Raw genomic sequence first — 25,528 nt, 5'->3', positions numbered from 1 at the left:
GCACCTTGCGGAGAACACTCGATGAACCACGTCGCTGATCCCGAGCGCTACAACGGCACCATGCGGTACCGGCGCACCGGTCGCTCAGGACTCGACCTGCCCGTGCTGTCCCTGGGGTACTGGCACAACTTCGGTGACGACAAGCCCTTCGAGTCCCAGCGCGAGATCGCCCTGCGCGCCTTCGACCTCGGCATCACCCACCACGACCTGGCCAACAACTATGGCCCGCCCTACGGCGCCGCCGAGATCAACTTCGGCCGCCTCATGAAGCAGGACCTCGCGCCCTACCGGGACGAGCTGGTGGTCTCCACCAAGGCCGGCTGGGACATGTGGCCCGGCCCCTACGGCCAGGGCGGCGGCTCCCGCAAGTACGTGCTCGCCTCGCTCGACCAGTCACTGCGCCGGACGGGGCTGGACTACGTCGACATCTTCTACTCCCACCGGCTCGACGCGAGCACCCCGCTGGAGGAGACGATGGGTGCGCTCGACACGGCCGTCCGCCAGGGCAAGGCCCTGTACGTCGGCATCTCCTCCTACGACGCCGAGCGCTCCCGGCAGGCGGCCGCCATCCTGCGCGAGCTGGGGACGCCGCTGCTCATCCACCAGCCGTCGTACAGCATGCTCAACCGCTGGATCGAGACCGACGGTCTGCTGGACGTCGCCGAGCAGGAGGGCTTCGGGGTCATCGGGTTCACCGCGCTCGCCCAGGGGCTGCTGACCGGGCGCTACCTCGACGGGGTGCCGGCCGGTTCCCGGGCCACGCAGGGCAAGTCGTTCGACGAGACCTGGCTGACGGACGACATGCTGGGCAGGCTGCGCGCGCTCAACGACATCGCGGCCCGGCGCGGGCAGAGCCTCGCCCAGATGGCGCTGGCCTGGGCCCTGCGCGACCGGCGGGTGACCTCGCTGGTGATGGGCGCCTCCCGCACCGAGCAGCTCGAACAGAACGTGGCCGCTCTGGAGAACGCCGACTTCAGCGACGAGGAACTCGCCGAGATCGACAAGTACGCCACCGACGGCGGCGTCGACCTGTGGCGGGAGGCCCGGACGGGCCAGCTCGGCTGAGGCCCGAGCGGCACAGTTCCTTCGCGCACCCCGGACGCCCGACGGCATCCGGGGTGCGCTGCGCCTCGGCGGGCCGTTCGGCCGAAATGTCCGCGGGAATATCCGACGGAATTTTGGTATGGACCTGACACGCGACCCTGGCTATGCTCTGGCCGACCCCGATTGAGAGCGCTCTCAGCTTGCGGTTGTTCCACCCCACCTTGTTGGAACGACGAAGGGCAACTCCCTTGAGACGCAGCAGACTCAAGTACGCCGGCCTGGCCGCGCTCCTGCTGTTCGGCGGCTTGACCGCGGGCGGCACCGGGCAGGCCGCGGCGGACGACTCCCCCACGGCGGCCGACGCCGCACCGGCCTCCGCCGGACTGCTCCAGGCCATGCAGCGCGACTTCGGCCTGTCGAAGGAGCAGGCCGAGACACGCCTCGCGGCGGAGCGCACCGCCATGGACCTCACGCCGAGGGCACGCAAGGCGGCCGGATCCGCCTACGGCGGCTCGTGGTTCGACGCGAAGAGCGAGCGGCTCACGGTGGCCGTGACGTCGGACGCCCCCGCCGCGACCGTACGGGACGTCCGGGCCACCGGAGCGACCGTGCGCACCGTCACACACAGCGCGCGGGAACTCGACGCGGCCAAGGCACGCATCGACCGTCTCTCCGCGCCTTCGGGTGTCAGCGGCTGGCATGTCGACCCGGTCGCGAACACCGTCGTCGTGAACATCGTTGACGGCAAGCGTGCTGACAACGATGTCCGTGGCTTCGTCTCCCGTGCTCGCGCGACCGGCCCCGTCACCGTCGAGACGGTCCCCGCCGCCCCGCGCACCTTCGCCGCGGGCACGGTCGGCGGCGACCCCTACTACACCGGCAACGTCCGCTGCTCCATAGGCTTCTCGGTGCACGGCGGCTTCATCACCGCGGGGCATTGCGGGCAGGCGGGCGCCGGCGTCCGGGGCTGGGACGGCAGCTACATAGGGAACTTCCAGGGCTCCTCGTTCCCGGACAACGACTACGCCTGGGTGAACGTCGGCAGCGGCTGGTGGACCGTACCGGTCGTGCTGGGCTGGGGCACGATCCCGGACCGGCTCGTGCGGGGCTCGGCGGAGGCCCCCGTCGGCACGTCCATCTGCCGGTCCGGCTCCACGACGCACTGGCACTGCGGCGCCGTCCTGGCCAGGAACGAGACCGTCAACTACAGCCAGGGCGCGGTGCACCAGATGACGAAGACCAGCGTCTGCGCCGAGCCCGGTGACTCCGGCGGCTCCTTCATCAGCGGCGACCAGGCGCAAGGGGTCACCTCGGGCGGCTGGGGCAACTGCTCCGGCGGCGGGGAGACCTGGTTCCAGCCCGTCAACGAGATCCTCGGCCGCTACGGCCTGACCCTGCACACGGCCTGATCCGCAGCGGGGAGGGGCGGTTCGCGGCGATCCCCGGCCCGACCGTTCCTCCCTGCCGGGTGACCGGTGCCGTGCCGCACGAGCCGCCGCGCGTCGGCCGACGGCCGTGCGGCAGGATGAGCACCATGAGCGTAGTCAAGATCAACGTACTGACCGTCCCGGACGAGCAGCGCGAGACGCTGGAGAAGCGCTTCGCCTCCCGTGCCCACGCCGTGGAGAACTCCGACGGGTTCGAGTGGTTCGAACTCCTGCGGCCGGTCGAGGGCACCGACACCTACCTCGTGTACACGCGCTGGCGGGACGAGGAGTCCTTCCAGGCCTGGATGGAGGGGCCCATGAAGGCGGCCCACCAGGGCGGCGCCAAGGAGAGCGAGCGGCCCAAGCCGGCGGCGAGCGGGTCCACGCTGTGGTCCTTCGAGGTCGTGCAGTCGGCGGGACCGAAGAGCGAGTAGCACAGAGCGATCGGCGGTGGGGGCAGGGTCCGGCCGGGCCCTGCCCCCGCCGTCACTCCTTCCCGGGCGCCCGGCGCGACCGGGCGACGGCGGCCAGTACGAAGGTGACGCTGATCAGCAGGGACCAGGCGCCGATCTTCTCCACTCCCACGGGCTGCCAGCCGTCGAGCTGGTAGGGGTAGCGCCAGGCGCCGACGTAGGTGGCGAGGTTCTCCGCGACCCACAGGAAGAAGCCGATCAGGACGAACGACAGCGCGAGCGGCATCCGGCGTCGTACGCCGCGCACGGTGTAGCGCACGGAGGTGCCGGCGGTGACGGCCACCAGAGTCGCGGCCAGGAGCCAGCGGGCGTCGGGCAGCCAGTGGTGGCTGAAGAAGTTCACGTAGATGGCCGCGGCGACCAGGGCCGTCGAACGGGGGCGGTAGCGCACCAGCTCCAGGTCGAACAGCTGCCAGGCACGGCAGACGTAGCTGCCGACAGCGGCGTACAGGAATCCTCCGTACAGCGGGACGCCCGCGAACTTCAGCACGGCCGGCTCGGGATAGCTCCACGAGCCCAGGGACACCTTCACCAGCTCGAACGCCAGGCCGATCACATGGCAGACGGCGATCACGGCGACGTCCCGCCCGTGCTCCCAGCCGCGCAGCCAGAACAGCAGCGTCAGCAGCACCCCGTAGACGACCAGCAGGTCGTAACGGGCCACGGGCAGGCCGGGGACCAGCGTGGACGCTGCCACGCCGGACATCAGGGCGATGGCGAAGGCGCAGGACCGGGTCTGTATCCACGCGAACTCGAAGAGCTGGCGCAGCGACGCGCCCAAGGGGCCGGTGTTGCTTGCGGTGAACATGACTCTTAGGACGAGCTCCGGGCGTGAGCAGTTCAGGCACAGATCATCCCGGGCGGAAATCACACACACCCTGCTGCTCGTGCCGGTCGAACCGGCACGAGCAGCAGGGGCGGCCAAGCCGCCTTACGCGACGGCGGTTCCCTCGAGCTCGACCATCTGGCCGGGGATCGCCAGGCGCGTCACCCCGAGCATCGTGGTGGTCGGCGACACTCCGGCGGCACCCAACCGCGCCGCCAGCACGCCGTAGTGCTGGAAGAGAAGGTCGACGTCGGTCGTGTAGACGTTGAGCCGGACGAGGTTCGCGAGCGACATGCCGCCCTCGCTGAGCACGGCCTCCAGGTTGTCGATGCTCAGCGTCAACTGCCCCGCCATGTCCTCCTCGTGCTGGGGCTTGCCGTCCGCGTTCATCGCGGTCTGCCCCGAGATGTACAGGGTCCGGGTGTGTCCGGAGACGACCTCACCCTGGTTGAACCCCATCTCGACCGACCACGGCACCGGGTTGACCGCCGTTCGTTCCACTGCCACGCCTACTCCATTCGATTCATTGGGAGTACGTACGTCCGTCGGCTCGCCAGCCGCCGACGTCGACGTCGTGTCAGTGAGCCTTCCAAAGAATCACGACATCCTTAGTCATGTATTTCGTTAGAGTTCTTGCATGCGCGCCGACCGGTTGGTCTCGCTGGTGCTCCTGCTGCGCCAGCGCGGTCGGCTGACCGCGGACACGCTCGCCCGCGAGCTGGAGGTGTCCACCCGCACCGTGCTGCGCGACATCGAGGCGCTGGCGGCGGCCGGCGTGCCGGTCTACGCCGAGCGCGGCCGGCACGGCGGTTTCGCGTTGCTGCCCGGTTTCCGGACCGAGCTCACCGGCCTGAACCACGACGAGGCCCTCGCCCTGCTGACCGCCGGATCGGGGCGCGGGGAGCAGGTGTTCGGTCTCGGCTCGGCGCTCGCCTCGGCCATGCGGAAGGTCGTCGACGCGCTGCCCGAAGGCCACCGGGCCACCGCGAGCGACGCGGCCCAGCGATTCCTCGTCGACCCGCAGACCGACCTGCTCTCACGCCGGCTGGTCGCCGATGAGGTGCCCGACACCACCATGATCGAGGTCCGGCGTGCGGTGCTCGCCGGACACAAGCTGCGCATCCACTACGCGGCCACGGGCCAGACGGCGCAGTGGCGCACGGTGGACCCGATCGGCCTGGTCACGGTGCGCGACCGGGGCTACTTGCTGGCCACGAGATCCGGCTCGGACCGCACCTACCGGCTGTCGCGGGTGCTGGCCGCCGAGGAACTCCCCGAACCGGCACAGCGGCCGGACCGGGTCGACCTGGACCGGATCTGGCAGGAGCGCTCCGCGCAGTTCCTCTCCGGCGGCGACCACATCGCCGTGCTGGTACGGGTGAACCCGGTGCGGCGGGAGGAACTGCTGGACACCGCGCTGGCCGTCCGCGCGGAGGAACCCGACGCGGACGGCTGGCTGCGGCTGGAGGTGACCTTCCAGGATTCACGACACGCTGAATGGGCGCTCTGGCAGATCGGCATGGACGCGGAAGCCCTGGCCCCGCAGTCGCTGCGCACCTCCCTGCGCAACCGCGCCGCCGCGATCGCCGCCCGCTACGGGGACGCGTCCTGACCGTGGAGGGCGTCCCGGCGCGGGCCGGTCGGGGCGCGGGTGCCCGGCCGCGGCAGGGCCTGGCGGTCAGTACCAGTTCGTGTTCGTCAGGACGTGGCCGTCGCAGGTCAGCAGGGCGCGTGAGACGCGGCCGCTGAGGTTGTTGCCGATCTTCGTGTAGGCGTAGTTGATGCCCGCGTCGACGGTCTCCGAGACCCAGCCGTCGGCGCGCCCCGCCCCGGAGTTCGAGCGCTCGATGACGGCGGCGCAGTTGGTGCGGGAGTTGTCGATGCGGGCGTAGGAACCGCACCTGTCGGAGTAGAAGTACTTCAGGGACATGCCCGAGGCGGTCTTGGTCGGCCCGACCTGCCTGAAGCTGCCGGTGCAGCCGCCGACGGTCGGATACTGGCCCTCGAATCCGTAGGCCCCGTAGTTGCCGCCCGAGAACGGCTCGGCGTCGGCGGTGACCGGGGTGAGCGCCAGCATCACGGCGGCGCCCGATGTGGCCAGCAGGGTCTGGAGCGATCGGCGGCGCATGTGGTCCTCTTTCGTGGTTCGGTGGTGTCCCCGTCGAGCTGTGCTGCCTGCCGTCATCCGGTTCGGCAGCACTTGTCGCCAGGACCGTACGGGCCGCCGCGGGCCTGCGGTACCTGTGAAGAGTCAGGGTCCCTTTGACCTGGCGCCTCCCTAGGGTTGCGAGTGTCGGCCCCGTGCCGCACAAGTGACCCGTTCACAACAGGGGGAAGCTCATGCCCACTCGCACTTTCGCCCGGGCCGCGCTCGTCGGCGCCGGCGCGCTCGCGCTGCTCGGTCCGCTCACCGCGGCGACCGCCGTCGCCGCCTCCGGCGCGGACCAGGGCGGCGCCCGCATCATGGCCGCGCCGTACGCGGTCGTGCCGTACGAGACGGTCAACGTCCGCTCCGGCCCGGCGCGCTCCTTCGACAAGGTCGGCAGCGTCGCGGCGAACCAGCCGCGCGGCGCGTACTGCTGGGTGCACGGCGAGACCATCAGGGACCACGGCTACACCAACGACGTGTGGGTCAAGCTCGTCGAGGGCTATGTGAGCGCCGTCTACCTCAAGGGCAACAAGTACGGCGACCTGCCCGCTTCCGCGACCTGCTGACCACCATCACCTTTCACGAGCACGGGGGACACACATGAAGACACAGCTGCGTCGCTGCGCCACCGTCCTGGCGGTGGCCGCACTCTCCGTCGGCACCCTCGCCGCCACGGCCGCCGAGGCCGCGCCCGGGGCCGACACCTCCGCCGTCGCGGCCGCGAACAACGGCGACCCGACCCTGACCGACGTCTACATCTGGGCGACCGACGTCAATCTGCGCAGTCAGCCGTCCAAGGACTCGCCGCGGCTCGCGGTCCGTTCGCAGTACTGGCTGGACGCCGTGTGCCAGACACAGGGGCAGTACGTGTACGACCCCGCCGTCGGCGGCAACAGCTGGTGGACGGCCGTGCAGGAGTTCGCCGGCAGCGACATCGCGTGGGTGAACAACCTCTACATCCGGGGCGGCGAGAAGGTCGAGGGCGTGCCCGACTGCTGACGGCAGGAAGGTCCGGGGGGAGGGCGGGGCTGCCGTCGAAAATCCGTTGCGGCCGCCGCGCACTCCCCCGGACCCTGTGGCCATGCCTTACGCCCTTCGTCCGGCCGGCCTCGCCGACGCGGCCGCCGTCACCGAACTCCTCAACGAAGTCGACCGGATCGAGATCGGCCGGCCCGAGACCGACCTGCACACCGTCGAGGCCGATCTGAAGCGGCCCGACATCGCCCTGGAACGCGACTCGTGGCTGGCCTTCGACGGCGAACAGCTGGTGGCGTACGGCCTGTTGTGGGACGACTCGGGGGGCGAGCGCGTCGACGTCGACCACTATGTGCTCCCCGACCACCAGCGCGCCGGTGAGCTGATCCTGGACACGATGGAGGCCCGAGCCCTGGAGAAGGCCCGTGAGAACGGTGCCGCCAGGGCGGTGGTGCATCTGCACCTCAACACGGAGCCGACCCTCGACACGGACCTGATCACGGGCCGCGGCTGGTCTGCCGTACGGCGCTATCACGTGCTGCAACGGCCACTGGACGCCGCCGAGGACCTCGTGCCGCAACTTCCCTCCGGCGTACGGCTGCGGGCATGCGCCGACGAGGAGGACCGAGCTCGCGTCCACGCGTTGTACCAGTCGAGTTTCGCCGAGCACTTCGACTTCCAGCCGCGCACGTACGACCAGTGGCTGCACGACGTCGACGGGGACGCCCTCGACTGGTCCATGGTGTGGATCGCCGGCACCGACGACCTGGGCGACGCCGGGTTCCTCATGTCGCGCGACGACCGTGAGGCCATGGGGTGGATCCGGAGCATAGGCGTGCTGCGTGAAGCCCGGGGCTCCGGTCTCGGCGGCCTGCTGCTGAGGCACGCGTTCGCCGCCTTCGCCGGGCGCGGGCGGGACACGGTGGGGCTCGGCGTGGACACCTCCAACGCCACGGGGGCGCCCGCGCTGTACGCCCGGCACGGGATGTCCGTGCACTTTGCCGTGGACACCTGGGAGACGGTCCTGAAGTGACGGGCCGGTCCCCGGTCCCCGGGCCCTAGGTGACCGGGTCCGCCTCCGCGCCCTGGGCGCGTGCGCCCCGTTGCTCGTGGCGGAGCGCGGCTCCCGTGACGAACGCGCCGAGGCCCTCCCACAGTCCCACGCCGAGGAAGCCGGACGGGGCCCGGCCGCCGATCACCGCGAGCGTGAAGACCGCGCAGGTGAGCAGGCGGAAGGGGACCGTCCAGCGGAAGAAGGCCTTCCAGTCGGAGAGCGCGGCCAGCACGTAGTAGACGCCCATGTTGAGCGCCGCCATGGAAGACGCCGTCACAAACACCGTCGTGTAATCCCCCTCGGCACGCCGGGAGTCCGTGACGGGCGTGAAGCCCATGAGCGTGAGCAGGGCGTCCGGGGCGATGAGCCCCACCACGCCCAGTCCGGCGGCGAGGACGCCGAAGACGGCCATGGTCCAGCCGGACGGTGAGCGGGGCATGAGTGGCACGAAGTCCTCCACGGGCCAGGGGAGTTGAGTCTCGGGTACCCCCTGCATACCGTGCGGCCCCGGTGCGCGGCGCACCGGGGCATGGCCGTGAGCCGACCGTCAGCGGTCACGGACGCCTTGTCGGGCGCCGCTTCTTCGGGCGTTGTTGTACAGGCGCAGCAGGTGCTTCGCGACCGGGCAGTGCGCGTTGTCGGCATGGCACTGCCGGCAGGTCCGCATGTGCTGTTCGTAGTCGGTGTGTGCCTGCTGAAGGGCATCGCCTTGAGACGACATGGAAGTCCTCGAAAGTGGTCGGCAAGAAGAGGGCGCGGCTGAGCGGGCGCCGAGGTGACCGGGAAGTGCACCTGAGAGAAAAGTGGATCATGTTACTTGTGGTACAGGGAAGTCGCGGCTCCGGGTGAGCAGTACGCCCCCCATGCGCTCCCATCGGCCCGGAAAACGCTTGGACTGCGCCGCCGCCCTCGCGGGACACTGCGTATCCGAATCGAGACTCCACGTAATCATTGCGGCGTTGCCCCCTGCCCGCAGGAGCGCGTAGCGGGCAGCCGCAGAACATCACAGGGGTGGGATGGGAACGCCAGAAGCACGCAGGGTTCTGCCGGGCAAACGGTCGGTGCTTCTCGCACTTCGCCACTACGGACGGGAGTTGGCCCGTCTGCGCCGGCTGGCGGTGCCGGCGATGCTGCTGTCGGCCATGGGCAACATCGGAATCAACTACGTCGCGCCGCTGATCGTCGCCAAGCTCGTCGGCGACATCGCCGACGACTCGGGCGTCACCGTCACCTCGGCGCTGCCGTACGTCCTCGGTTTCGTCGGAGTGCTCCTGCTGTCGGAGGCACTGTGGCGCGTCGCGCTGCACTGCCTGAACCGCCTGGACGCGCTGGGCATCGAGCATCTGTACGTGGTCGGAATGGACGAGTTGTTCGCCAAGGACGCCTCGTTCTTCCACGACAACTTCGCCGGGTCGCTCACCAAACGCGTCCTCAGCTTCGCCGCCCGCTTCGAGCAGTTCGTGGACACGCTGACGTTCCAGATCGTGGGCATGTTCGTGCCGCTGGCCTTCGGAGCGGTGGTGCTGTGGCGCTACGAACCGCTGCTGGTCGTCGGGCTCCTGGCGATGATCACGGTGACGGCGGTGTGCGTGGTGCCGCTCATCCGGCGCCGGCAGGCGCTGGTCGACCAGCGCGAGGAGGCGATCGCCCGGGTGTCGGGGCATGTCGCCGACAGCCTGATGAACATGGACACGGTGCGGGCGTTCGCCGCCGAGGGGCGCGAGGCCGCCGAGCACCGTTCCCGTGTCGCCACGTCCCGGCGGCTCACGCTGCGGTCGTGGGACTACGGCAATCTGCGCATCGACACCCTGGTCGCACCGATGTCGGTGCTGACCAACGCGATGGGCCTGCTGCTCGCGGTCACGCTCGGCGGCGGCAAGCTCGGTGTGGAGGCGATAGTGGTCGCCTTCACCTACTACAGCAACGCGACGCGGATCCTGTTCGAGTTCAACCAGATCTACCGTCGGCTGGAGAGCTCGATGACGGAGGCCGCGCAGTTCACCGAGCTGCTGCTGAACCCGCCGACCGTGCTCGACCCGCCGTCACCGGAACCGCTGCTGCCCGGGGCCCGCGACGTCCGCTTCGAGAAGGTGACCTTCGCCCACGCCGGTGGCCGGCCCCTGTTCGACGGGCTCGACCTGGAGGTGCCCGCCGGGGCGAGGATCGGCCTGGTGGGCCGGTCCGGCGGCGGCAAGACCACGCTCACCCGGCTGCTGCTGCGGATGACCGACATCGACGCCGGACGGATCCTGATCGGCGGTCAGGACATCAGCCGGCTGCGCCAGGTCGACCTGCGCGGCTTGATGGCCTACGTGCCGCAGGACCCGGCGATGTTCCACCGCTCGCTGCGGGACAACATCGCGTTCGGCCGACCGGACGCGGACGACGCCGAGGTCCGCCGCGCGGCCGAGGCGGCGCATGTCACGGAGTTCGCCGACGCGCTGCCGCTCGGCTTCGACACCATGGTGGGCGAGCGCGGCATCAAACTGTCCGGCGGTCAGCGCCAGCGGGTCGCCCTCGCCCGGGCGATCCTGCGCGACGCGCCGATCCTGCTGCTCGACGAGGCGACCAGCGCCCTGGACTCGGAGAGCGAGATCCTCGTCCAGGAAGCGCTGTGGCGGCTCATGGAGGGGCGGACGGCGCTCGTGGTGGCGCACCGGCTGAGCACGGTCGCCACCATGGACCGGCTCGTCGTGCTCGACCGCGGCCACATCGTCGAGCAGGGTAGCCACGACGAGCTCCTGGCGTCGGACGGCGCCTACGCGAAGCTGTGGCAGCACCAGTCGGGCGGCTTCCTCGACGACAGCCCGGCCCGGGCCGAGCTGCCCTGAACTCGGCACGACCCTGGGAGGACCGCGCGGCGCGCTCGGCACGGTCTTCGTGACCCTCGCCGCGGTCGCCCTGCTCGGGGCGGTCACGGCGGCGGTGGCCGCGGAGGAGACGACCGGACGGCAGTTGGAGGACGTGGCCCCGTAGGCGACGGTCCCGCCGGGATCCATGGGATCCCGGCGGCGGACCGGGGGCAAGGTCCGGCATTATGGTCATGTCCGTATGGACAGGGTCACGTCTATAGGAATTCCAAGAAATAGACCATAATGCCTCCGAGGAGAATCCTTGTGAGCAACCCCGCCGACGAGCTCGACTACGGAGCCCTACGGCTCGACCGCACAGGTCAGGCCGCGGCCTTCGACGCGATCGGCGACCGCTACGACGAGGCCTTCCCGCACAAGGAGGGCCAGGTCGCGGCCGCCGAGTGGCTCATCGGATCCCTGCCGGCCGGAGCCCGGGTCATGGACCTGGGCTGCGGCACCGGGCTGCCGACCGCGCGCCAGCTGGCCCGGGCGGGCTTCGAGGTCGTCGGTGTGGATCTGTCGGACCGCATGATCGAGCTGGCCCGCGGCCATGTGCCGGGCGCGGTGTTCCATCAGGCGGACATCGCGGATCTGCGACCCGCGGGCCCCCTGGACCTCGGCCGCTTCGACGCGGTGACCGCCTTCTTCTCACTGCTCATGCTGCCGCGCGCCGAGATCCCCCTCGCCCTGCGGACCGTCCGCCACCTGCTGGTTCCTGGGGGCCTGTTCGCGCTGTCGATGGTGGAGGCAGATGTGGACGACTTCGCGATCCCGTTCATCGGAAGGACCATCCGCGTCTCCGGCTATCTGGGGGACGAGCTGCGCGAGGTCGTCGACAAAGCGGGCTTCGAGATCGTCGGGGAGTCCTCGTACACCTACGCGCCGGCGGCCGCCGACATCCAGCCCGAGGTGCAGATCTTCCTGCGGTGCGGACGGCGGACCTGAGCGACTTGAAGATCCGCGCGCTCCGACGCGGGCCGCACAGCCGGAAAGGCAGGCACAAGGACGGGCATGGCCGAACAGCTCGGAGGTGGTGACGGCATCCGGGAGCAGACACCCGGCATGCGTGAGCGTGCTGCCCTGGCGCAACGCCGGCAGCACCCCGACCCGTCTCCCCCGTCCGCACCGGCTCCTCCCGCGGCCCCGCCCGGCGACGGACCGGACCTCGCCGAGCCGCTCACCGACCGGCTCCGCTACCTCGACGCCGCGACCCGCCGCATCGCCCGCGGCATGAACCTCGACGAGACCCTGTGGGAACTGTGCCGAGCGGCCGTCCCGGCGTTCGCCGACCGGGCGTTCGTCCACCTCTACGCCCCGCTGCCGGTCGGCGACGAGACCGTCGCCGACCCGGGTGTCCTGCGGCTGCACTGCTCGGACCGCTCCGTACGTCGGGCCCCCGGTGCCGCCCCGGCCACCGAACCGCCCTCGACGGACGCGCCCGCCGCGGCCGCGGAGGTCCTGCGCCCGGCCCCCGGCAGCCCGCTCGCCGCTCTGCTCCAGGAGGGGCGGCCGGTGCTCGGCGACACCCGGCGCGTCGCCGCCGCCGCGGCCGAGCTGCTCGGGACGCCGCAGCAGCGTCCCGGGCGGCGGCTGATCATCGCCCCGCTGCACGGTCGCCGCCACGTCCTGGGCAGCGTCGTGGTCGTCCGTGAACCAGGCCGGGCGGACTTCACCGCCGACGACCTGATCGTGGCCTCCCAGCTCGCCACCCACACCGCGCTCGGGCTGGAGAAGGCGAGTCTGTACGAGCGTGAGGCCTCCATCGCGGACGCCCTGCAACGCACGATGCTCCCGCCGTCGCTCCCGGAGACGCCCGGCGTCCGGATGGCCAGCCGCTATCTGCCGTCCTCGCGCACCGCACAGGTCGGCGGCGACTGGTACGACGCGATCCCGCTGCCCGGCAACCGTGTCGCCCTGGTCATCGGCGACGTCATGGGCCACTCCATGACCTCGGCCGCGATCATGGGCCAGCTGCGCACCAGCGTGCAGACCCTCGCCGGGCTCGATCTGCCTCCGGACGAGGTGCTGCACCACCTCGACGACCAGGCGGGCCGGCTGGGCAGTGAGCACACGGCGACCTGCCTGTACGCCATGTACGACCCCGTGCTGCACCGGCTGCTGGTGTCCAACGCCGGCCATCTGCCGCCGGTGCTGCTGCGTCCGGACGGCGGCGTGGAGGTCCTCGACGTCCCGCCCGGAGCGCCGATCGGTGTCGGCAACGGCGGCTTCGAGTCCGTCGAGACGCACGCGCCCGCCGGGGCGACGCTGCTGCTGTACACCGACGGCCTGGTCGAGTCCCGCGACTCGGACGTCCTGGACGGGGTGGAGCGGCTGTGCGCACGGCTGCGTGCGGCCGCCCGCGGATCCGCTCCCCCGTCGCTGGAGGAACTGTGCGACGCGGCCCTCGGCACACTGGGGTCGGGTGGGCGCGACGACGACATCGCGCTGCTGGCCGCCCGGTTCGAGGGCATCCTTCCGGAGACCGTCGCGTACTGGTACATGGCGCCGCGTCCGCAGACCGCGGGACAGGCCCGTCGGCTGACCCGCAGGACCCTCGGCGAGTGGGGGCTCGACGCCCTGGTGGAGACCACCGAGCTGCTGGTCAGTGAGGTCGTGGCGAATGCGGTGCGCTTCGCCTCCCGGCCGATCACCCTGCGGCTGCTCCACACGGACGTGCTGCGCTGCGAGGTGGGCGACGACTCGCCGGTGGTCCCGAGGATGCGGCACGCCCAGCTGAGCGACGAGGGCGGCCGAGGACTGTTCCTGGTCGACCAGCTCGCTGAGCGCTGGGGCGCGACGAGGGTGAGCACGGGCAAGGTGGTCTGGTTCGAGCAGCCCCTGCCCGGCACACCCGGCGACCGCTGACCGGACGCACCGCTCACTCGGCGCAGCAGCCGCCCTCAGCGGCCCCCTGGGCGGTCGTGTCGAGCCGGCAGAAGCACGAGGCCTCGATCGGTACGTCCGCCAGCGCGGCGGCGAGACGCAGCTGCTGGGCCACCATCTGCGCCTCCCCGGTCCGGCCCAGACGCATCAGGCACTCATGGAGGCCGTGCAGGGACCAGACGTTTCCGGGGTGCTGCAGGGCGCGCGGGAGGCTGCCGTCCAGGCCGAGGTCGGCGCGGTAGACGGCCTCGGCCTCCTCGACGCACCCCTGTTCGAGGAGGAGGGCTCCGTAGGCGTGCCGGGTGGGCTGCATCCAGCCCCACGGTTCGTCGTAGGGAAGGTTGTCGTCCAGGTCGATGGAGCGTTCCAGTGCGGCGAAGGCGGCGGTGTGGTCGCCCTTGCGGTACTCCAGTTCGCCGTCGAGCATCGCCGAGGCGATGGCGAGGATGTCGGCGCAGGTGTTGTTGAAGAGCATGCGGGTCTCGGGGACCCGGGCGACGGCCGCGCGGAAGAGCCGGCGTTCCGCCTCCGCCTCCGGGACGCGGTGGGTCGCGGAGAGGACGACGCCGCGGGCGTAGTGCAGCATCGCCGTCGTCACGCAGTACAGCTCCGGGTCGGCGGGCAGCGGCAGGTCCAGGATGTCGTCCCAGCGGCCGAAGCGGATCAGCACGTGGACGCGCATGGCGAGGAAGCCCTCCAGCCAGTCGGCCATGGGCGGGCTCGGCACACGCAGCAGGTCCTCGGGGATGGACGCCTCCAGCTGCGCCGCGGTCTCCAGGGCGACGTCGGAGCGGCCGAGGAACATCGCGCCGTAGATCCTGAAGTGGTAGTTGTGCGAGCGGTACAGGGTGTAGAAGTTCATCGCCCCGGCCCGGGCGTGGTACTTCTCGTCGGCCACGATCGCCGCCGTGTTGTCGGACACCACCCGCCGGTAGTCGCCGCACAGCACCTCCAGGTGCGAGGGCATGTGGTTGAGGTGCCCGGCGTCCGGCACCAGTCCGCGCAGCCGGTCGGCGACGGACAGGGCCGCCTCCGGCGTCGGGGACATCTCCATCAGGTGGATGTACAGGTGGACCACCCCCGGGTGGTCGCGCCCGGCGCGGCGGGCGAGGGCCCGGTCGAGGACGGCCTTGGCCTCCAGGGTGCGGGCGCCCTCGGCCGGTTCGCCGGTCCTGAGGTCCCACAGCTGCCAGGGCGTGAGGTTCATCAGGGCGTCCGCGTACAGGGTGGCGACGTCGAGGTCGTCGGGGGCGAGCTCGTAGACCGCGCGCATTCCTTCGGCGTACGGGGCGTTCCAGACCGAGCAGTCCTCCACCGCCTTGGCCTGCGGGTAGCGGGCGCGCAGTGCGGCGATCAGGGCCTGCTCGACGGGCGTGGCGTGCGCCGCCTTCTCGTGCGCCAGCTCCACGGCGGCGTGGGTGCGGTCGACGGTGCGGGCGAGGTCCTGGTCGTCGAAGAACTCCCAGGGTTTGTTGTAGTTCGGCCCGAGCGCGTAGGCGACGCCCCAGTGGGCCATGGCGCAGTCGGGATCGGCCGCGGCGGCGGCCTCGAAGCAGGCGACGGCCTCCTCGTGGTGGAAGGCGTACGTCCACACCAGGCCACGGTCGAACCAGAGCTGGGCCTGTGCGCAGGATGTGGTGACGGAGCGGGTGTGGGTGCCGAGGTCGTAGTACTCCATGCGACTGCTCTCCTGCCTGTGCCGGACGGGCCGGGTTGCTTCCGAGTGTTCCGCAGGGACAACGGGGAGGGGACGGGCCGGTTGCGGGTACTCGCGGGGGGACGAGGCTTGGTGGAACGGCGAACGCGGTTCGCCATGGCCACGACGTCCGGTTTTCGCCTGTGCTGCATGCCGGGCCGCAGTGGGGGGATGCCCGGGATCCACCGGGCTTCTCCCCCGTGATTAGCGGGCTCCGGCGGCTCGGAGGCACCCTGCGCGCCGTCGGACTTTCGCCGCCCAGGTGCGGGCGAGGTGCGTCGTGGCGCATTCTTGCTGTGTCGCGCGCGTGACGGCGTACGGACGAGGTAGGGCCGATGACTGGGAGCGCCGAGGGCGCAGAGCGGACGCCCGGCAGGCTGGCGGCGCTGCTGATCGATGCCTCGGCAGAGGCGATCAGCGCAGCCGGCGGCCACGCGGGAGGGGTCTACCTGCGCTCCAGCACGCCCGGACTGCTCCGTCTGGCGGTGCTGGAGGGGCTGCCCGGGCCGTTGTTCCGGCCGTGGTGGCGGTTGCATGTGGACCGGCCGTTCCCCGTCGCGGACGCCTACCGGCTGGGCGTCGAGGTGGTGCTGCCGAACGCGACGGACACGATGCGCCGCTACCCGCAGTTCGCCGCCGGTCTGCCGTTCCAGTTCGGATCCCTGTACGTCCCCGTGACCGGCGGATCGTCGATCTTCGGTGTGCTGACCGTGCTGCGGCCGTCGGCGCAGGACGCCACGGAACTGCTGCCCGTGCGCGAGCGGATGGCCCAGCTGGCGAAGGAACTGGGGTCGGCGCTGCGGCCCCTGGAGGACGAGGGCGCATCGGCGGTGACCTGGGACGGCGGGCCGCTGTGCGTACGGCCGCCGGCCAGGCGTCGCCCCTCCGGCTACCTGGGCCGGTTCGCCTGGGACCCGGCGACGAACGTCGTGACCGCCGAGGAGCGGCTGAACGTCGTCCTGGGTGCCGTCCCCGGCGAGGCTCACGCCACCGTGGACGAGTTCGTGCGGGCCGTCGCCCCGGGTGACACGGACCGGATTCTGGCCGCGCTGCGGGAGGCGGCCGGCGGGCGGCCACCGGCCCTGCCGCTGTATGTGCGCGCGGCCAACGGCGCGCCGCGACTGGTCGAGGTCTGGGGGCGGTACGACGACTCTGCTCCCTTCGGTGCGGCGCCCGTACGCGGTGTCGTGCTCGACCCGGGGGCGGGCGCGGTGGCGGAGGTCGCGGCGGACCTGCTGCCGGACGGGGTGTTCTGCCTGGACCGGCTGGGGGCGGTCGTCTACGCGAATCCGCACGCGGCGCAGCTGCTGCGCGTGCCGCGCGGCGAGCTGCTGGGCCGGACCCTGTGGGAGAGCGTGCCCTGGCTGAACCAGCCCTCCGTCGAGGACCATCTGCGGGTGGCCCTGCTGTCCCCGGAGCCGGTGCACTTCCACGTCCGCAGACCCTCCGACGACCAGCACGAATCCGCCACCCGCACGTTCGGGGACGAGTTGCTCTCCCTGTCCGCGTATCCCGGCCCCGACCTGCTCACCATCACGATCCGCCCGGGGCACGGGGTGACTGACACCCCCGCCGATCTCCCGGAGGCGCCTGGCACGCCGGAGCCCGGCGGAGCGCAGTCGCTCGCTCCCCTGTACCGCCCCATAGTCCTCGCCATCGCGCTGACGGAGGCGGTCACGCCCCGGCAGGTGTCCGCCGTGGTGATGCGGGAGCTGCTGCCGGTGTTCGGCGGCCGCCGGCTGGCCATCTATCTGCTCCAGGAGCGGCATTTGTTCCTGGCCTGGGAGACGGGCTTCCCCAAGGGGTTCCTCGCCCCGTTCGACGGTGTGGGACTCGACGAGGGGCTGCCGGGCGTGGAGACGCTCACCACCGGGCGCCCGCTGTTCTTCGACTCGATGCAGCAGCTCGCCGACGCCTACCCGGGCATCGCGCTGGACGCGACGGAGGGCGCCCGCGCCTTCCTGCCGCTGATCGCCTCCGGCCGCCCCGTCGGTTCCTGCATCCTCGGCTTCGACCGGCCGCGCAGCTTCAGCGGCGAGGAACGCGCGGTGCTCACCGCCATGGCCGGACTGATCGCACACGCCCTGGAGAAGGCGCAGCGCTACGAGAGCGAGGCCGCGCTCGCCCGCGGGCTCCAGCAGGCGCTGCTCCCCCGGCGGCTGTCGGAGCACCCACTGCTGGAGACCGCGGGGCGCTACCTGCCGGGCACCCAGGGCATGGAGGTGGGCGGCGACTGGTACGACGTCGTGCCCGCCGGGGACGCTCTCGCGCTGGTCATCGGCGATGTGCAGGGGCACGGCGTGCAGGCGGCGGCCACCATGGGCCAGCTGCGCAGCGCCGTCCGTGCCTTCGCCCTCGGCGACCGGCCGCCGGACGAGGTCATGAGCGGCACCAACCACCTGCTCATCGACCTTGACCCCGGTCTGTTCGCGAGCTGCTGCTACATCCGGCTGGACCCCGCGACCGGCGTCGCGCAGGCGGTCGTGGCCGGGCACCCGCGCCCGCTGCTGCGCCGCCCGGACGGCCGTACGCAACTCGTGGACCTGCCGGGCGGGGTGGTGCTCGGAGTGGACCCGCAGGCGCAGTACCCGGTGGAGGAGCTGCGGATGGAGCCCGGTGCCGTGCTGGCGCTGTACACGGACGGGCTGGTCGAGCGGCCCGGTGTGGACATCGACGACGGCATCAGCGCGCTGCGGGTGGCGCTCGCGAGGGCCGGTGGACCCGGTGCCCGCCCGGGCGGCCGCTCGCTGGCGAGCCTCGCGGACCGGCTGACCGCGACGGCCCGGCACATGGCGGACCGTCCCGACGACATCGCGCTGCTGCTCGCCACCCTGCGCGCCACACCGCTGCGCCGGAAGTGAGGGGCCGGCGCCCGGCGCCTTCGGTGTCGTACTGCCGTGGCGGGGACGGGAGTTGCCCAGTTTCGGTGGATCACGGCGTGATCGTCGTGCGGATCAGGAAACAGCTCCTGTCACGGTCCGTGACGTCCCTCGCCTCCGGCGGCGCAGCAGTGTAGACATGGGCACATGGTCCGACTATCGGGTCGATCCGGGGCCCGGTCGGCACGTCGTCCCAGCGGTCCGCGCACCTGGCGTGCGCCCGACCGCGGCACCGTGGTGCCCGAGCGGGGAATGCCGTTCGATCCTGGCGACGAGGGGTCGCGCAAGGGGCCGATCGGCTGGCTGCGGGCGACCGTCGGCGGGCGCAGCGTCGCCGGTCAGGTGTTCCTGCTCCAGGTCGTGATCGTGCTGCTGCTGGTCGTCGCCGCGGTGGTCGCGCTGGTGCTTCAGGTGCGGTACGACAGCACGCAGGAGGCGCGCAACCGCTCGGTCGCGGTGGCCGAGTCGTTCGCGAACGCGCCGGGCACCCGGGAGGCGCTCAAGAGCCCGGATCCGACCGCTGTGCTCCAGCCGCGGGCCGAGGCGGCGCGCGAGGCCACCGGCGTGGACTTCATCGTCATCATGAACACCGACGGCATCCGCTACACCCACCCCAAGCCCGACCGCATCGGCAAGCACTTCGTCGGGAACCTGGAGCCCGCGCTCGAGGGCAAGGTGGTGACCGAGCAGATCACGGGAACCATCGGCCCGCTCGTGCAGGCCGTCGTCCCGATCGAGGATCCGGACGGGAAGGTCGTCGGCCTGGTGTCGGCCGGGATCACGACGGACACCGTGGGCGGCACCGCGGACCGGCAGCTGCCGCTCGTCCTGACCGCCGCCGCCGTCGCGCTCGCCCTGTCCACGGGCGGCACCGCACTGGTCAGCAGACGGCTGCTGCGCCAGACGCACGGCCTCGGGCCGGACGAGATGACCAGGATGTACGAGCACCACGACGCCGTCCTGCACGCCGTGCGGGAGGGCGTCATCATCGTCGGCGACGAGGGCAGGCTGCTCCTCGCCAACGACGAGGCACACCGCCTGCTCGACCTGCCGGAGGACGCCGAGGGACGCAAGGTGCTCCAGCTCGGCCTCGCCGCCGACACCGCCGAGCTGCTGGACTCCGGCCGGATGGCCACCGACGAGGTGCACCTGGTCAAGGACCGGCTCCTCGCCGTCAACCAGCGCCCCACGCATCTCAGGGGCCGCCCCTCCGGCAGCGTCGCCACCCTGCGCGACTCGACCGAGCTGCGGGCCCTGTCCGGCCGCGCCGAGGAGGCCCGCGAGCGCCTCAACATGCTGTACGACGCCGGGGTGGGCATCGGCACCAGCCTGGACGTCACCCGCACCGCCGAGGAACTGGCGGAGCTGGCGGTGCCCCGCTTCGCGGACTTCGCCACCGTCGACCTCTTCGACGCCGTGCTGGGCGGCGGGCAGCCGGAGGCGGCGACCCGGCTGCGGCGTACGGCGTTCAGCGGGATACGCAAGGACGCGCCGCTGTATCCGGTGGGCGAGCACATCCGGTTCGTCGACTCCTCGCCGCAGGGCCGGGCGCTGAGCGACGGGCATGCCGTCATCGAGCCGCGGCTCCAGGAGGCGCCGGGCTGGCGGGCGCAGGATCGGGAGCGCTCGGCGCAGGTGGTGGACTTCGGCATCCACTCGCTGATCGCGGTGCCGCTGAGGGCGGGGTCGCTGCTGCTGGGCGTGGTGAGTTTCTGGCGGTCGCAGAAGGGCGTGCCGTTCGACGCCGACGAGGTGGCGCTCGCCGAGGAGCTGGTCGCCCGGGCGGCGGTGTCCATCGACAACGCCCGCCGGTACACGCGCGAGCACAGCATGGCGGTCACGCTCCAGCGCAGCCTGCTGCCGCGCAGCCTCCCCGAGCAGAACGCCCTCGACATCGCCTACCGGTATCTGCCGGCGCAGGCAGGGGTGGGCGGTGACTGGTTCGACGTGCTGCCGCTGTCCGGTGCCCGGGTCGCGCTGGTGGTGGGGGACGTCGTGGGCCACGGGCTGCACGCGGCGGCCACGATGGGGCGGCTGCGTACGGCCGTGCACAACTTCTCCGCCCTGGACCTGCCGCCCGACGAGCTGCTCGGGCTGCTGGACGAGCTGGTGGCCCGGATCGACCAGGACGAGGCCCAGGAGGGCGACAGCGCCCCGGTGACCGGCGCGACCTGTCTGTACGCGGTCTACGACCCGGTCTCCCGGCTGTGCACGGTCTCCCGCGCCGGCCATCCGCCGCCGGCCCTGGTCCGGCCGGACGGCACCGTCGAGTTTCCCGACGTGCCCGCCGGTCCCCCGCTGGGCCTGGGCGGGCTGCCGTTCGAGACGGCCGAGCTGGAGCTCGCGCAGGACAGCCGGCTCGTGCTGTACACGGACGGGCTGGTGGAGGACCGGGACCACGACATCGACGAGGGCCTGGAGCAGCTGCGCGAGGCGCTGACCGGGGCGGACCGCTCGCCGGAGGAGACCTGCCAGGCCGTCCTCGAGGCACGGCTGCCGGCCCGGCCGAGCGACGACATCGCGCTGCTCGTGGCGCGGACGCGGGCGCTCGATGCCGATCACGTGGCCGAATGGGATGTGCCGTCCGACCCGGCCGCCGTGGCCGAGGTGCGTTCCGCGGTGACGCGGACACTCGAGTCATGGGGGCTGGACGAGCTGTCGTTCGCCACGGAGCTGATACTGAGCGAGCTGGTCACCAACGCCATCCGGTACGGCGGTGACCCGATCCGCGTGCGCATGCTGCGCGACCGGAGTCTGATCTGCGAGGTCTTCGACGCCAGCAGCACCTCGCCGCATCTGCGCTACGCCGCCATGACGGACGAGGGCGGGCGCGGTCTGTTCCTGGTCGCGCAGCTGGCCGAGCGCTGGGGCACGCGGTATCTCCCGGCGGGCAAGGTGATCTGGGCGGAGCAGCCGCTGCCGTAGCCGCGGCGGCTTGTAGGTAGGTACGAACCTTTGACGCGACGGGTGCCTCTCATACGCAGCATCTGATAGGAAACCTTCCTATCAGTGTCGCGTACGGCCAACTCCCCACCCCCCACCTCCACTTGGAGCCGCCGTGAAGCACCCCTCGCACACCTCACGCCGCACCCTTCTCGCCCTGATCGGCGCGTCGGTGGTATCGGCCCCCCTCCTCAACTCCCCGCACGCCGCCGCACTCTGCGCCGCGTTGGGGCTCGACGACCCGGCGAAGAAGGAGATCGCCATGAAGCTGGTGTCGAGCGCGGAGAACTCCTCGCTCGACTGGAAGGCCCAGTACAAGTACATCGAGGACATCGGCGACGGCCGCGGCTACACCGCCGGCATCATCGGCTTCTGCTCCGGCACGGGCGACATGCTCGACCTGGTCGAGCTGTACGCCGACCGCAGCCCCGGCAACGTCCTCGCCCCGTACCTGCCGGCGCTGCGCCGGGTGGACGGCACCGACTCGCACGACGGACTCGACCCGAACTACCCCGGCGACTGGGCCCGGGCCGCACAGGACCAGGCGTTCAAGCAGGCGCAGAACGACGAGCGCGACCGGGTGTACTTCAACCCGGCCGTGCAACAGGGCAAGACCGACGGGCTGCGCGTCCTCGGCCAGTTCGCCTACTACGACGCCATCGTCATGCACGGCGACGGCTCGGACCCCACCAGCTTCCGCAACATCCGGGGGCGCGCCCTGGACCGGGCCCGGCCGCCGGCGCAGGGCGGTGACGAGGTCACGTACCTCGACGCCTTCCTGGACGCGCGGGTGTGGGCCATGAAGCAGGAGGAGGCCCACAGCGACACCAGCCGGGTCGACACGGCCCAGCGGGTGTTCCTGCGCAACGGCAACCTCGACCTGAACACGCCGCTCGACTGGAAGGTGTACGGGGACAGCTTCCACATCGACTGACACAGAACCGGGGTCGCCGCCTCGCGCCCGCGCGGGACGGCGGCCTCGATTCCCTCCTCCAGCCCATAGAATTGATTTATGAGCTCATAGGTTGGACCCGCGTACCGACTTAGGCTTGCCTTAGTTTAGGCTTCCCGTTCGAGTCGATCTATCGCCTCTCGAAGGGAACCTGATCATGCCCCGCCCCCTGCGGGTAGCCATCGTCGGAGCCGGCCCCGCCGGGATCTACGCCGCCGACGCGTTGCTCAAGTCCAAGGTGGCCGCCGAGCCCGGCGTGTCCATCGACCTGTTCGAGCGCATGCCCGCGCCCTTCGGGCTGATCCGTTACGGCGTCGCCCCCGACCACCCCCGCATCAAGGGCATCATCACCGCCCTCCACCAGGTGCTCGACAAGCCGCAGATCCGTCTCTTCGGGAACGTCGACTACCCGTCCGACCTCAGCCTGGACGACCTGCGCGCGTTCTACGACGCCGTGATCTTCTCGACGGGCGCGACGGCCGACCGTGCGCTGTCGATCCCGGGCATCGACCTCGACGGGTCGTACGGCGCGGCGGACTTCGTCTCCTGGTACGACGGCCACCCGGACGTGCCGCGCACCTGGCCGCTGGAGGCGGAGAAGGTCGCCGTGCTCGGTGTCGGCAATGTCGCGCTGGACGTGGCCCGCATCCTGGCCAAGACGGCGGACGAGCTGCTGCCGACGGAGATCCCGCCGAACGTCCACGAGGGCCTGAAGGCCAACAAGGCGCTGGAGATACACGTGTTCGGCCGCCGTGGCCCGGCGCAGGCGAAGTTCTCCCCGATGGAGCTGCGGGAGCTGGACCACTCCCCCAACATCGAGGTCATCGTCGACCCCGAGGACATCGACTACGACGAGGGCTCGATCGAGACCCGGCGCGGCAACAAGCAGGCCGACATGGTCGCCAAGACCCTGGAGAACTGGGCGATCCGCGACGTCGGCGACCGGCCGCACAAGCTGTTCCTGCACTTCTTCGAGTCGCCCGCCGAGGTTCTCGGCGAGGACGGCAAGGTCGTCGGCCTGCGCACCGAGCGCACCGCCCTCGACGGCACCGGCAACGTCGAGGGCACCGGCGAGTTCAAGGACTGGGACGTCACCGCGATCTACCGCGCCGTCGGCTACCTGTCCGACAAACTCCCCAAGCTGCCCTGGGACATCGACTCGGGCACGGTCCCGGACGAGGGCGGCCGGGTCGTCCAGGAGTCCGGCGAGCACCTCCAGTCGACGTACGTCACCGGCTGGATCCGGCGTGGTCCGGTGGGTCTGATCGGCCACACCAAGGGCGACGCCAACGAGACGGTGGCGAACCTGCTGGACGACTTCGCGAACGACCGTCTGCAGACGCCTGCCTCGCCCGAGCCGGAGGCCGTGGACGACTTCCTCGCCGAGCGGGGCGTCCGGTTCACCACGTGGGACGGCTGGTACAAGCTCGACGCCGCCGAGAAGGCGCTGGGCGAGCCGCAGGGCCGTGAGCGCGTGAAGATCGTCGAGCGCGAGGACATGCTCCGCGAGAGCGGCGCGTAACCCGCCGACCGACGCCGACCTGGAGGGCCGGGGGTTCATTCCCCGGCCCTCCGGGTTTATTCGCTCTCCCCGGTGATCGCGGCCTGTTAGCGTCCCCCGGTGTTCTCACTCCTTGAGCCCCCTTTCCTCACCCGGCTGCGCGACGCGCGGCGGGTCCTCGTCGCCGGCGCGGGCGGCGGTTTCGACGTGTACGCCGGACTACCGCTCGCGCTCGCGCTGCGGGCGGCCGGAAAGGAGGTCCACCTGGCGAACCTGTCGTTCTCGGACCTGTACGGGCTGGACCTCGACGTGTGGGTGGACCACGACATAGCGGCGATACGCCCGGACACCGCGGCGCGCGGTGACTACTTCCCCGAGCGCACCCTCGCGCGGTGGCTCGCCGAGCAGGACCTGCCCGACACGGTGTACGCGTTCGCCCGCACGGGCGTGCAGCCGCTCAGGGCCGCCTACCGTGCGCTCCTGACGCATCTGGGCGGCGTGGACGCGGTCGTGCTGGTGGACGGCGGGACCGACATCCTGATGCGCGGGGACGAGGACGGGCTGGGCACGCCGGAGGAGGACATGGCCAGCCTGGGCGCCGTGGCCGGGCTGGACGAGGTCGCCGTGCGACTGGTGGCGTGCCTCGGGTTCGGGGTGGACGCGTATCACGGCGTCAACCACTCCCTGGTGCTGGAGAATCTCGCCGCACTCGATCGCGAGGGCGGCTACCTGGGCGCGTTCTCGCTGCCGCGCGACAGCCGCGAGGGACGCCTCTATCTCGACGCGGTGGCGCACGCGCAGTCCTGCACGCCGGACCGTCCGAGCATCGTGCAGGGTTCCGTCGCCGCCGCCGTGCGCGGCGACTTCGGCGACGTCAGGTTCACCGAGCGGACCAAGGGCGGTGAACTGTTCGTCAACCCGCTCATGGCGCTCTACTTCTGCGTCGACGCACCCGCCCTCGCCCGGCACAACCTCTATCTCGAACGGCTCGAGAACACCGCCCTCATGCGTCAGATCAGCTCGGTCATCTCGGACTTCCGCGAAGAGCTCACCCGTCGACGCCCACCTCGGGCCTACCCGCACTGACGCACCCACGTCTCGCATTTCGGTGAAGTCGGCACAGCGGCCGTTCCGCACGGATACACTCCTGATCTTCACAGAAGCACCACACAGGGGGATGTTTCTCCATGCGCATACGCATTCTCGCCACAATCACCGTCGCGGCCGGCACGCTCGGCGCGCTCGCCGCCGCGCCCGCCCAGGCCACCGAGTACTCGTCCGCGCTGAAGATCCGCGGCATCCAGTACGACGCGCCGGGCCGCGACTCCAACAACTGCCGCACCGGCAACACCGACGAGGAATACCTGACGATCAAGAACTACTCGTCCGGTACGACGGTCAACCTCAAGGGCTACGTCGTGAAGGACAAGGCCGGCAACCGGTTCACCTTCACCGCCAACCACAACCTCGAGCCCGGCGACTACGTGAAGCTGCGCGGCGGCAACGGCACCGACTCCGACCGGGGCAACGTCGTCTACCGCGACAACTGCAACTTCATGTGGAACAACGACAAGGACACGATCTACTTCTACAAGCCCTCGGGCGCGGGGGCGGACTCGCACGCCTACACCAAGACCCAGAACGACCGGGACGGCAACGGCTACATCGGGTACCACAACTGAGCGGACGCCCCGTGGTGAGCAGGACCCGCCCCAATGCGGATGGTGGACGGGTCCTGCTCACCGAGTCATTGTCATGACGCGACAGGGCGCGGGCCACGGGTGAGGGGCCATCGTCCGGTGCGGATCGAGCACACCCCGTGTGCGGACCCCGGTCCGTGGGCATCCATGTGCGGCGACGATACTTGTACGAGC

Annotated in this window: 22 protein-coding genes; 16 read left to right on the top strand and 6 right to left on the bottom strand. The window is 71.2% G+C overall.

Annotated elements, in window-relative coordinates; all coding sequences use genetic code 11:
• The first annotated feature begins 21 nt into the window (after window positions 1-21).
• The 3 genes from mgrA (at window position 22) to OG254_RS46820 (ending at window position 2,905) form a co-directional block, all read left to right on the top strand.
• Window positions 22-1,065, top strand: a complete 1,044-nt coding sequence (gene mgrA / locus OG254_RS46830) for an L-glyceraldehyde 3-phosphate reductase (RefSeq protein WP_405593987.1) — start codon at window positions 22-24, stop codon at window positions 1,063-1,065.
• Window positions 1,066-1,292: 227 nt separating this feature from the next.
• Window positions 1,293-2,453, top strand: a complete 1,161-nt coding sequence (locus OG254_RS46825) for a S1 family peptidase (protein ID WP_405593985.1) — start codon at window positions 1,293-1,295, stop codon at window positions 2,451-2,453.
• Between the two features lie 125 nt (window positions 2,454-2,578).
• Entirely contained in the window at window positions 2,579-2,905 is a 327-nt protein-coding gene (locus tag OG254_RS46820; protein ID WP_405593983.1) for an antibiotic biosynthesis monooxygenase family protein, read from the top strand.
• Window positions 2,906-2,957: 52 nt separating this feature from the next.
• Here the strand turns inward: OG254_RS46820 and OG254_RS46815 are convergent, their stop codons facing one another.
• Together OG254_RS46815 and OG254_RS46810 are read right to left on the bottom strand one after the other, a co-directional pair.
• Window positions 2,958-3,752 (bottom strand): DUF817 domain-containing protein, encoded by a 795-nt coding sequence (locus OG254_RS46815; RefSeq protein ID WP_405593981.1) that lies wholly within the window; start codon window positions 3,750-3,752, stop codon window positions 2,958-2,960.
• Window positions 3,753-3,875: 123 nt separating this feature from the next.
• On the bottom strand, window positions 3,876-4,271 hold the full coding sequence (locus OG254_RS46810) for a RidA family protein (RefSeq protein ID WP_147995526.1): 396 nt from the start codon (window positions 4,269-4,271) through the stop codon (window positions 3,876-3,878).
• A gap of 136 nt (window positions 4,272-4,407) precedes the next feature.
• Here OG254_RS46810 and OG254_RS46805 point away from each other — a divergent pair, with 136 nt between their 5' ends.
• Window positions 4,408-5,382: a helix-turn-helix transcriptional regulator gene (locus tag OG254_RS46805; RefSeq protein WP_405593979.1), complete on the top strand. Its 975-nt coding sequence runs from the start codon at window positions 4,408-4,410 to the stop codon at window positions 5,380-5,382.
• A 66-nt stretch (window positions 5,383-5,448) separates the two neighbouring features.
• Here the strand turns inward: OG254_RS46805 and OG254_RS46800 are convergent, their stop codons facing one another.
• Window positions 5,449-5,898, bottom strand: a complete 450-nt coding sequence (locus OG254_RS46800; RefSeq protein WP_405593976.1) for a hypothetical protein — start codon at window positions 5,896-5,898, stop codon at window positions 5,449-5,451.
• Window positions 5,899-6,110: 212 nt separating this feature from the next.
• On the opposite strand from OG254_RS46800, the gene OG254_RS46795 reads away from it, so the two are divergent.
• The 3 genes from OG254_RS46795 to OG254_RS46785 all read left to right on the top strand — a co-directional run bounded on the left by OG254_RS46795 (window position 6,111) and on the right by OG254_RS46785 (window position 7,927).
• The gene (locus tag OG254_RS46795) at window positions 6,111-6,485 is read left to right on the top strand and encodes an SH3 domain-containing protein (protein WP_405593974.1); all 375 of its coding nucleotides are present in this window, start codon (window positions 6,111-6,113) and stop codon (window positions 6,483-6,485) included.
• Window positions 6,486-6,519: 34 nt separating this feature from the next.
• Window positions 6,520-6,918, top strand: coding sequence for a peptidase M23 (locus tag OG254_RS46790; protein WP_405593972.1), 399 nt, complete (start codon window positions 6,520-6,522; stop codon window positions 6,916-6,918).
• 82 nt (window positions 6,919-7,000) lie between these two features.
• Window positions 7,001-7,927, top strand: a complete 927-nt coding sequence (locus tag OG254_RS46785; protein WP_405593970.1) for a GNAT family N-acetyltransferase — start codon at window positions 7,001-7,003, stop codon at window positions 7,925-7,927.
• Window positions 7,928-7,952: 25 nt separating this feature from the next.
• Here the strand turns inward: OG254_RS46785 and OG254_RS46780 are convergent, their stop codons facing one another.
• Both OG254_RS46780 and OG254_RS46775 read right to left on the bottom strand, forming a co-directional pair.
• Window positions 7,953-8,387: a hypothetical protein gene (locus OG254_RS46780; protein ID WP_405595607.1), complete on the bottom strand. Its 435-nt coding sequence runs from the start codon at window positions 8,385-8,387 to the stop codon at window positions 7,953-7,955.
• Between the two features lie 108 nt (window positions 8,388-8,495).
• On the bottom strand, window positions 8,496-8,669 hold the full coding sequence (locus OG254_RS46775; RefSeq protein WP_405593968.1) for a hypothetical protein: 174 nt from the start codon (window positions 8,667-8,669) through the stop codon (window positions 8,496-8,498).
• A 295-nt stretch (window positions 8,670-8,964) separates the two neighbouring features.
• On the opposite strand from OG254_RS46775, the gene OG254_RS46770 reads away from it, so the two are divergent.
• From OG254_RS46770 to OG254_RS46760, 3 genes are all read left to right on the top strand, one after another.
• Window positions 8,965-10,779 (top strand): ABC transporter ATP-binding protein, encoded by a 1,815-nt coding sequence (locus OG254_RS46770; protein ID WP_405593965.1) that lies wholly within the window; start codon window positions 8,965-8,967, stop codon window positions 10,777-10,779.
• Window positions 10,780-11,064: 285 nt separating this feature from the next.
• On the top strand, window positions 11,065-11,745 hold the full coding sequence (locus tag OG254_RS46765; RefSeq protein WP_405593962.1) for a class I SAM-dependent DNA methyltransferase: 681 nt from the start codon (window positions 11,065-11,067) through the stop codon (window positions 11,743-11,745).
• A 66-nt stretch (window positions 11,746-11,811) separates the two neighbouring features.
• Window positions 11,812-13,665, top strand: a complete 1,854-nt coding sequence (locus tag OG254_RS46760) for a SpoIIE family protein phosphatase (RefSeq protein ID WP_405593960.1) — start codon at window positions 11,812-11,814, stop codon at window positions 13,663-13,665.
• Window positions 13,666-13,678: 13 nt separating this feature from the next.
• On the opposite strand, the gene OG254_RS46755 is transcribed toward OG254_RS46760, so the two are convergent.
• Complete coding sequence (locus OG254_RS46755; protein WP_405593958.1) at window positions 13,679-15,361, bottom strand: tetratricopeptide repeat protein; 1,683 nt, start codon at window positions 15,359-15,361, stop codon at window positions 13,679-13,681.
• 353 nt (window positions 15,362-15,714) lie between these two features.
• On the opposite strand from OG254_RS46755, the gene OG254_RS46750 reads away from it, so the two are divergent.
• The 6 genes from OG254_RS46750 (at window position 15,715) to OG254_RS46725 (ending at window position 25,336) form a co-directional block, all read left to right on the top strand.
• The gene (locus tag OG254_RS46750; RefSeq protein WP_405593955.1) at window positions 15,715-18,240 is read left to right on the top strand and encodes a SpoIIE family protein phosphatase; all 2,526 of its coding nucleotides are present in this window, start codon (window positions 15,715-15,717) and stop codon (window positions 18,238-18,240) included.
• Between the two features lie 270 nt (window positions 18,241-18,510).
• The gene (locus OG254_RS46745) at window positions 18,511-21,183 is read left to right on the top strand and encodes a SpoIIE family protein phosphatase (RefSeq protein ID WP_405593953.1); all 2,673 of its coding nucleotides are present in this window, start codon (window positions 18,511-18,513) and stop codon (window positions 21,181-21,183) included.
• A 133-nt stretch (window positions 21,184-21,316) separates the two neighbouring features.
• Window positions 21,317-22,135, top strand: a complete 819-nt coding sequence (locus tag OG254_RS46740) for a chitosanase (RefSeq protein WP_405593951.1) — start codon at window positions 21,317-21,319, stop codon at window positions 22,133-22,135.
• A gap of 175 nt (window positions 22,136-22,310) precedes the next feature.
• Window positions 22,311-23,675 carry an FAD-dependent oxidoreductase gene (locus OG254_RS46735; protein ID WP_405593949.1) on the top strand — a complete coding sequence of 455 codons (1,365 nt, stop codon included), beginning with the start codon at window positions 22,311-22,313 and terminating at the stop codon, window positions 23,673-23,675.
• Between the two features lie 99 nt (window positions 23,676-23,774).
• Entirely contained in the window at window positions 23,775-24,740 is a 966-nt protein-coding gene (locus tag OG254_RS46730; protein WP_405593947.1) for a DUF1152 domain-containing protein, read from the top strand.
• 101 nt (window positions 24,741-24,841) lie between these two features.
• A complete protein-coding gene (locus tag OG254_RS46725; protein WP_405593945.1) occupies window positions 24,842-25,336 on the top strand; it encodes a lamin tail domain-containing protein in 495 nt (164 codons plus the stop codon).
• Window positions 25,337-25,528: the final 192 nt, after the last annotated feature.

Source organism: Streptomyces sp. NBC_01092 (assembly GCF_045039535.1).
Lineage (GTDB): Bacteria > Actinomycetota > Actinomycetes > Streptomycetales > Streptomycetaceae > Streptomyces.
Note: the sequence above shows the minus strand (reverse complement) of the source record. Positions and strands in the feature narration are given on the sequence as shown.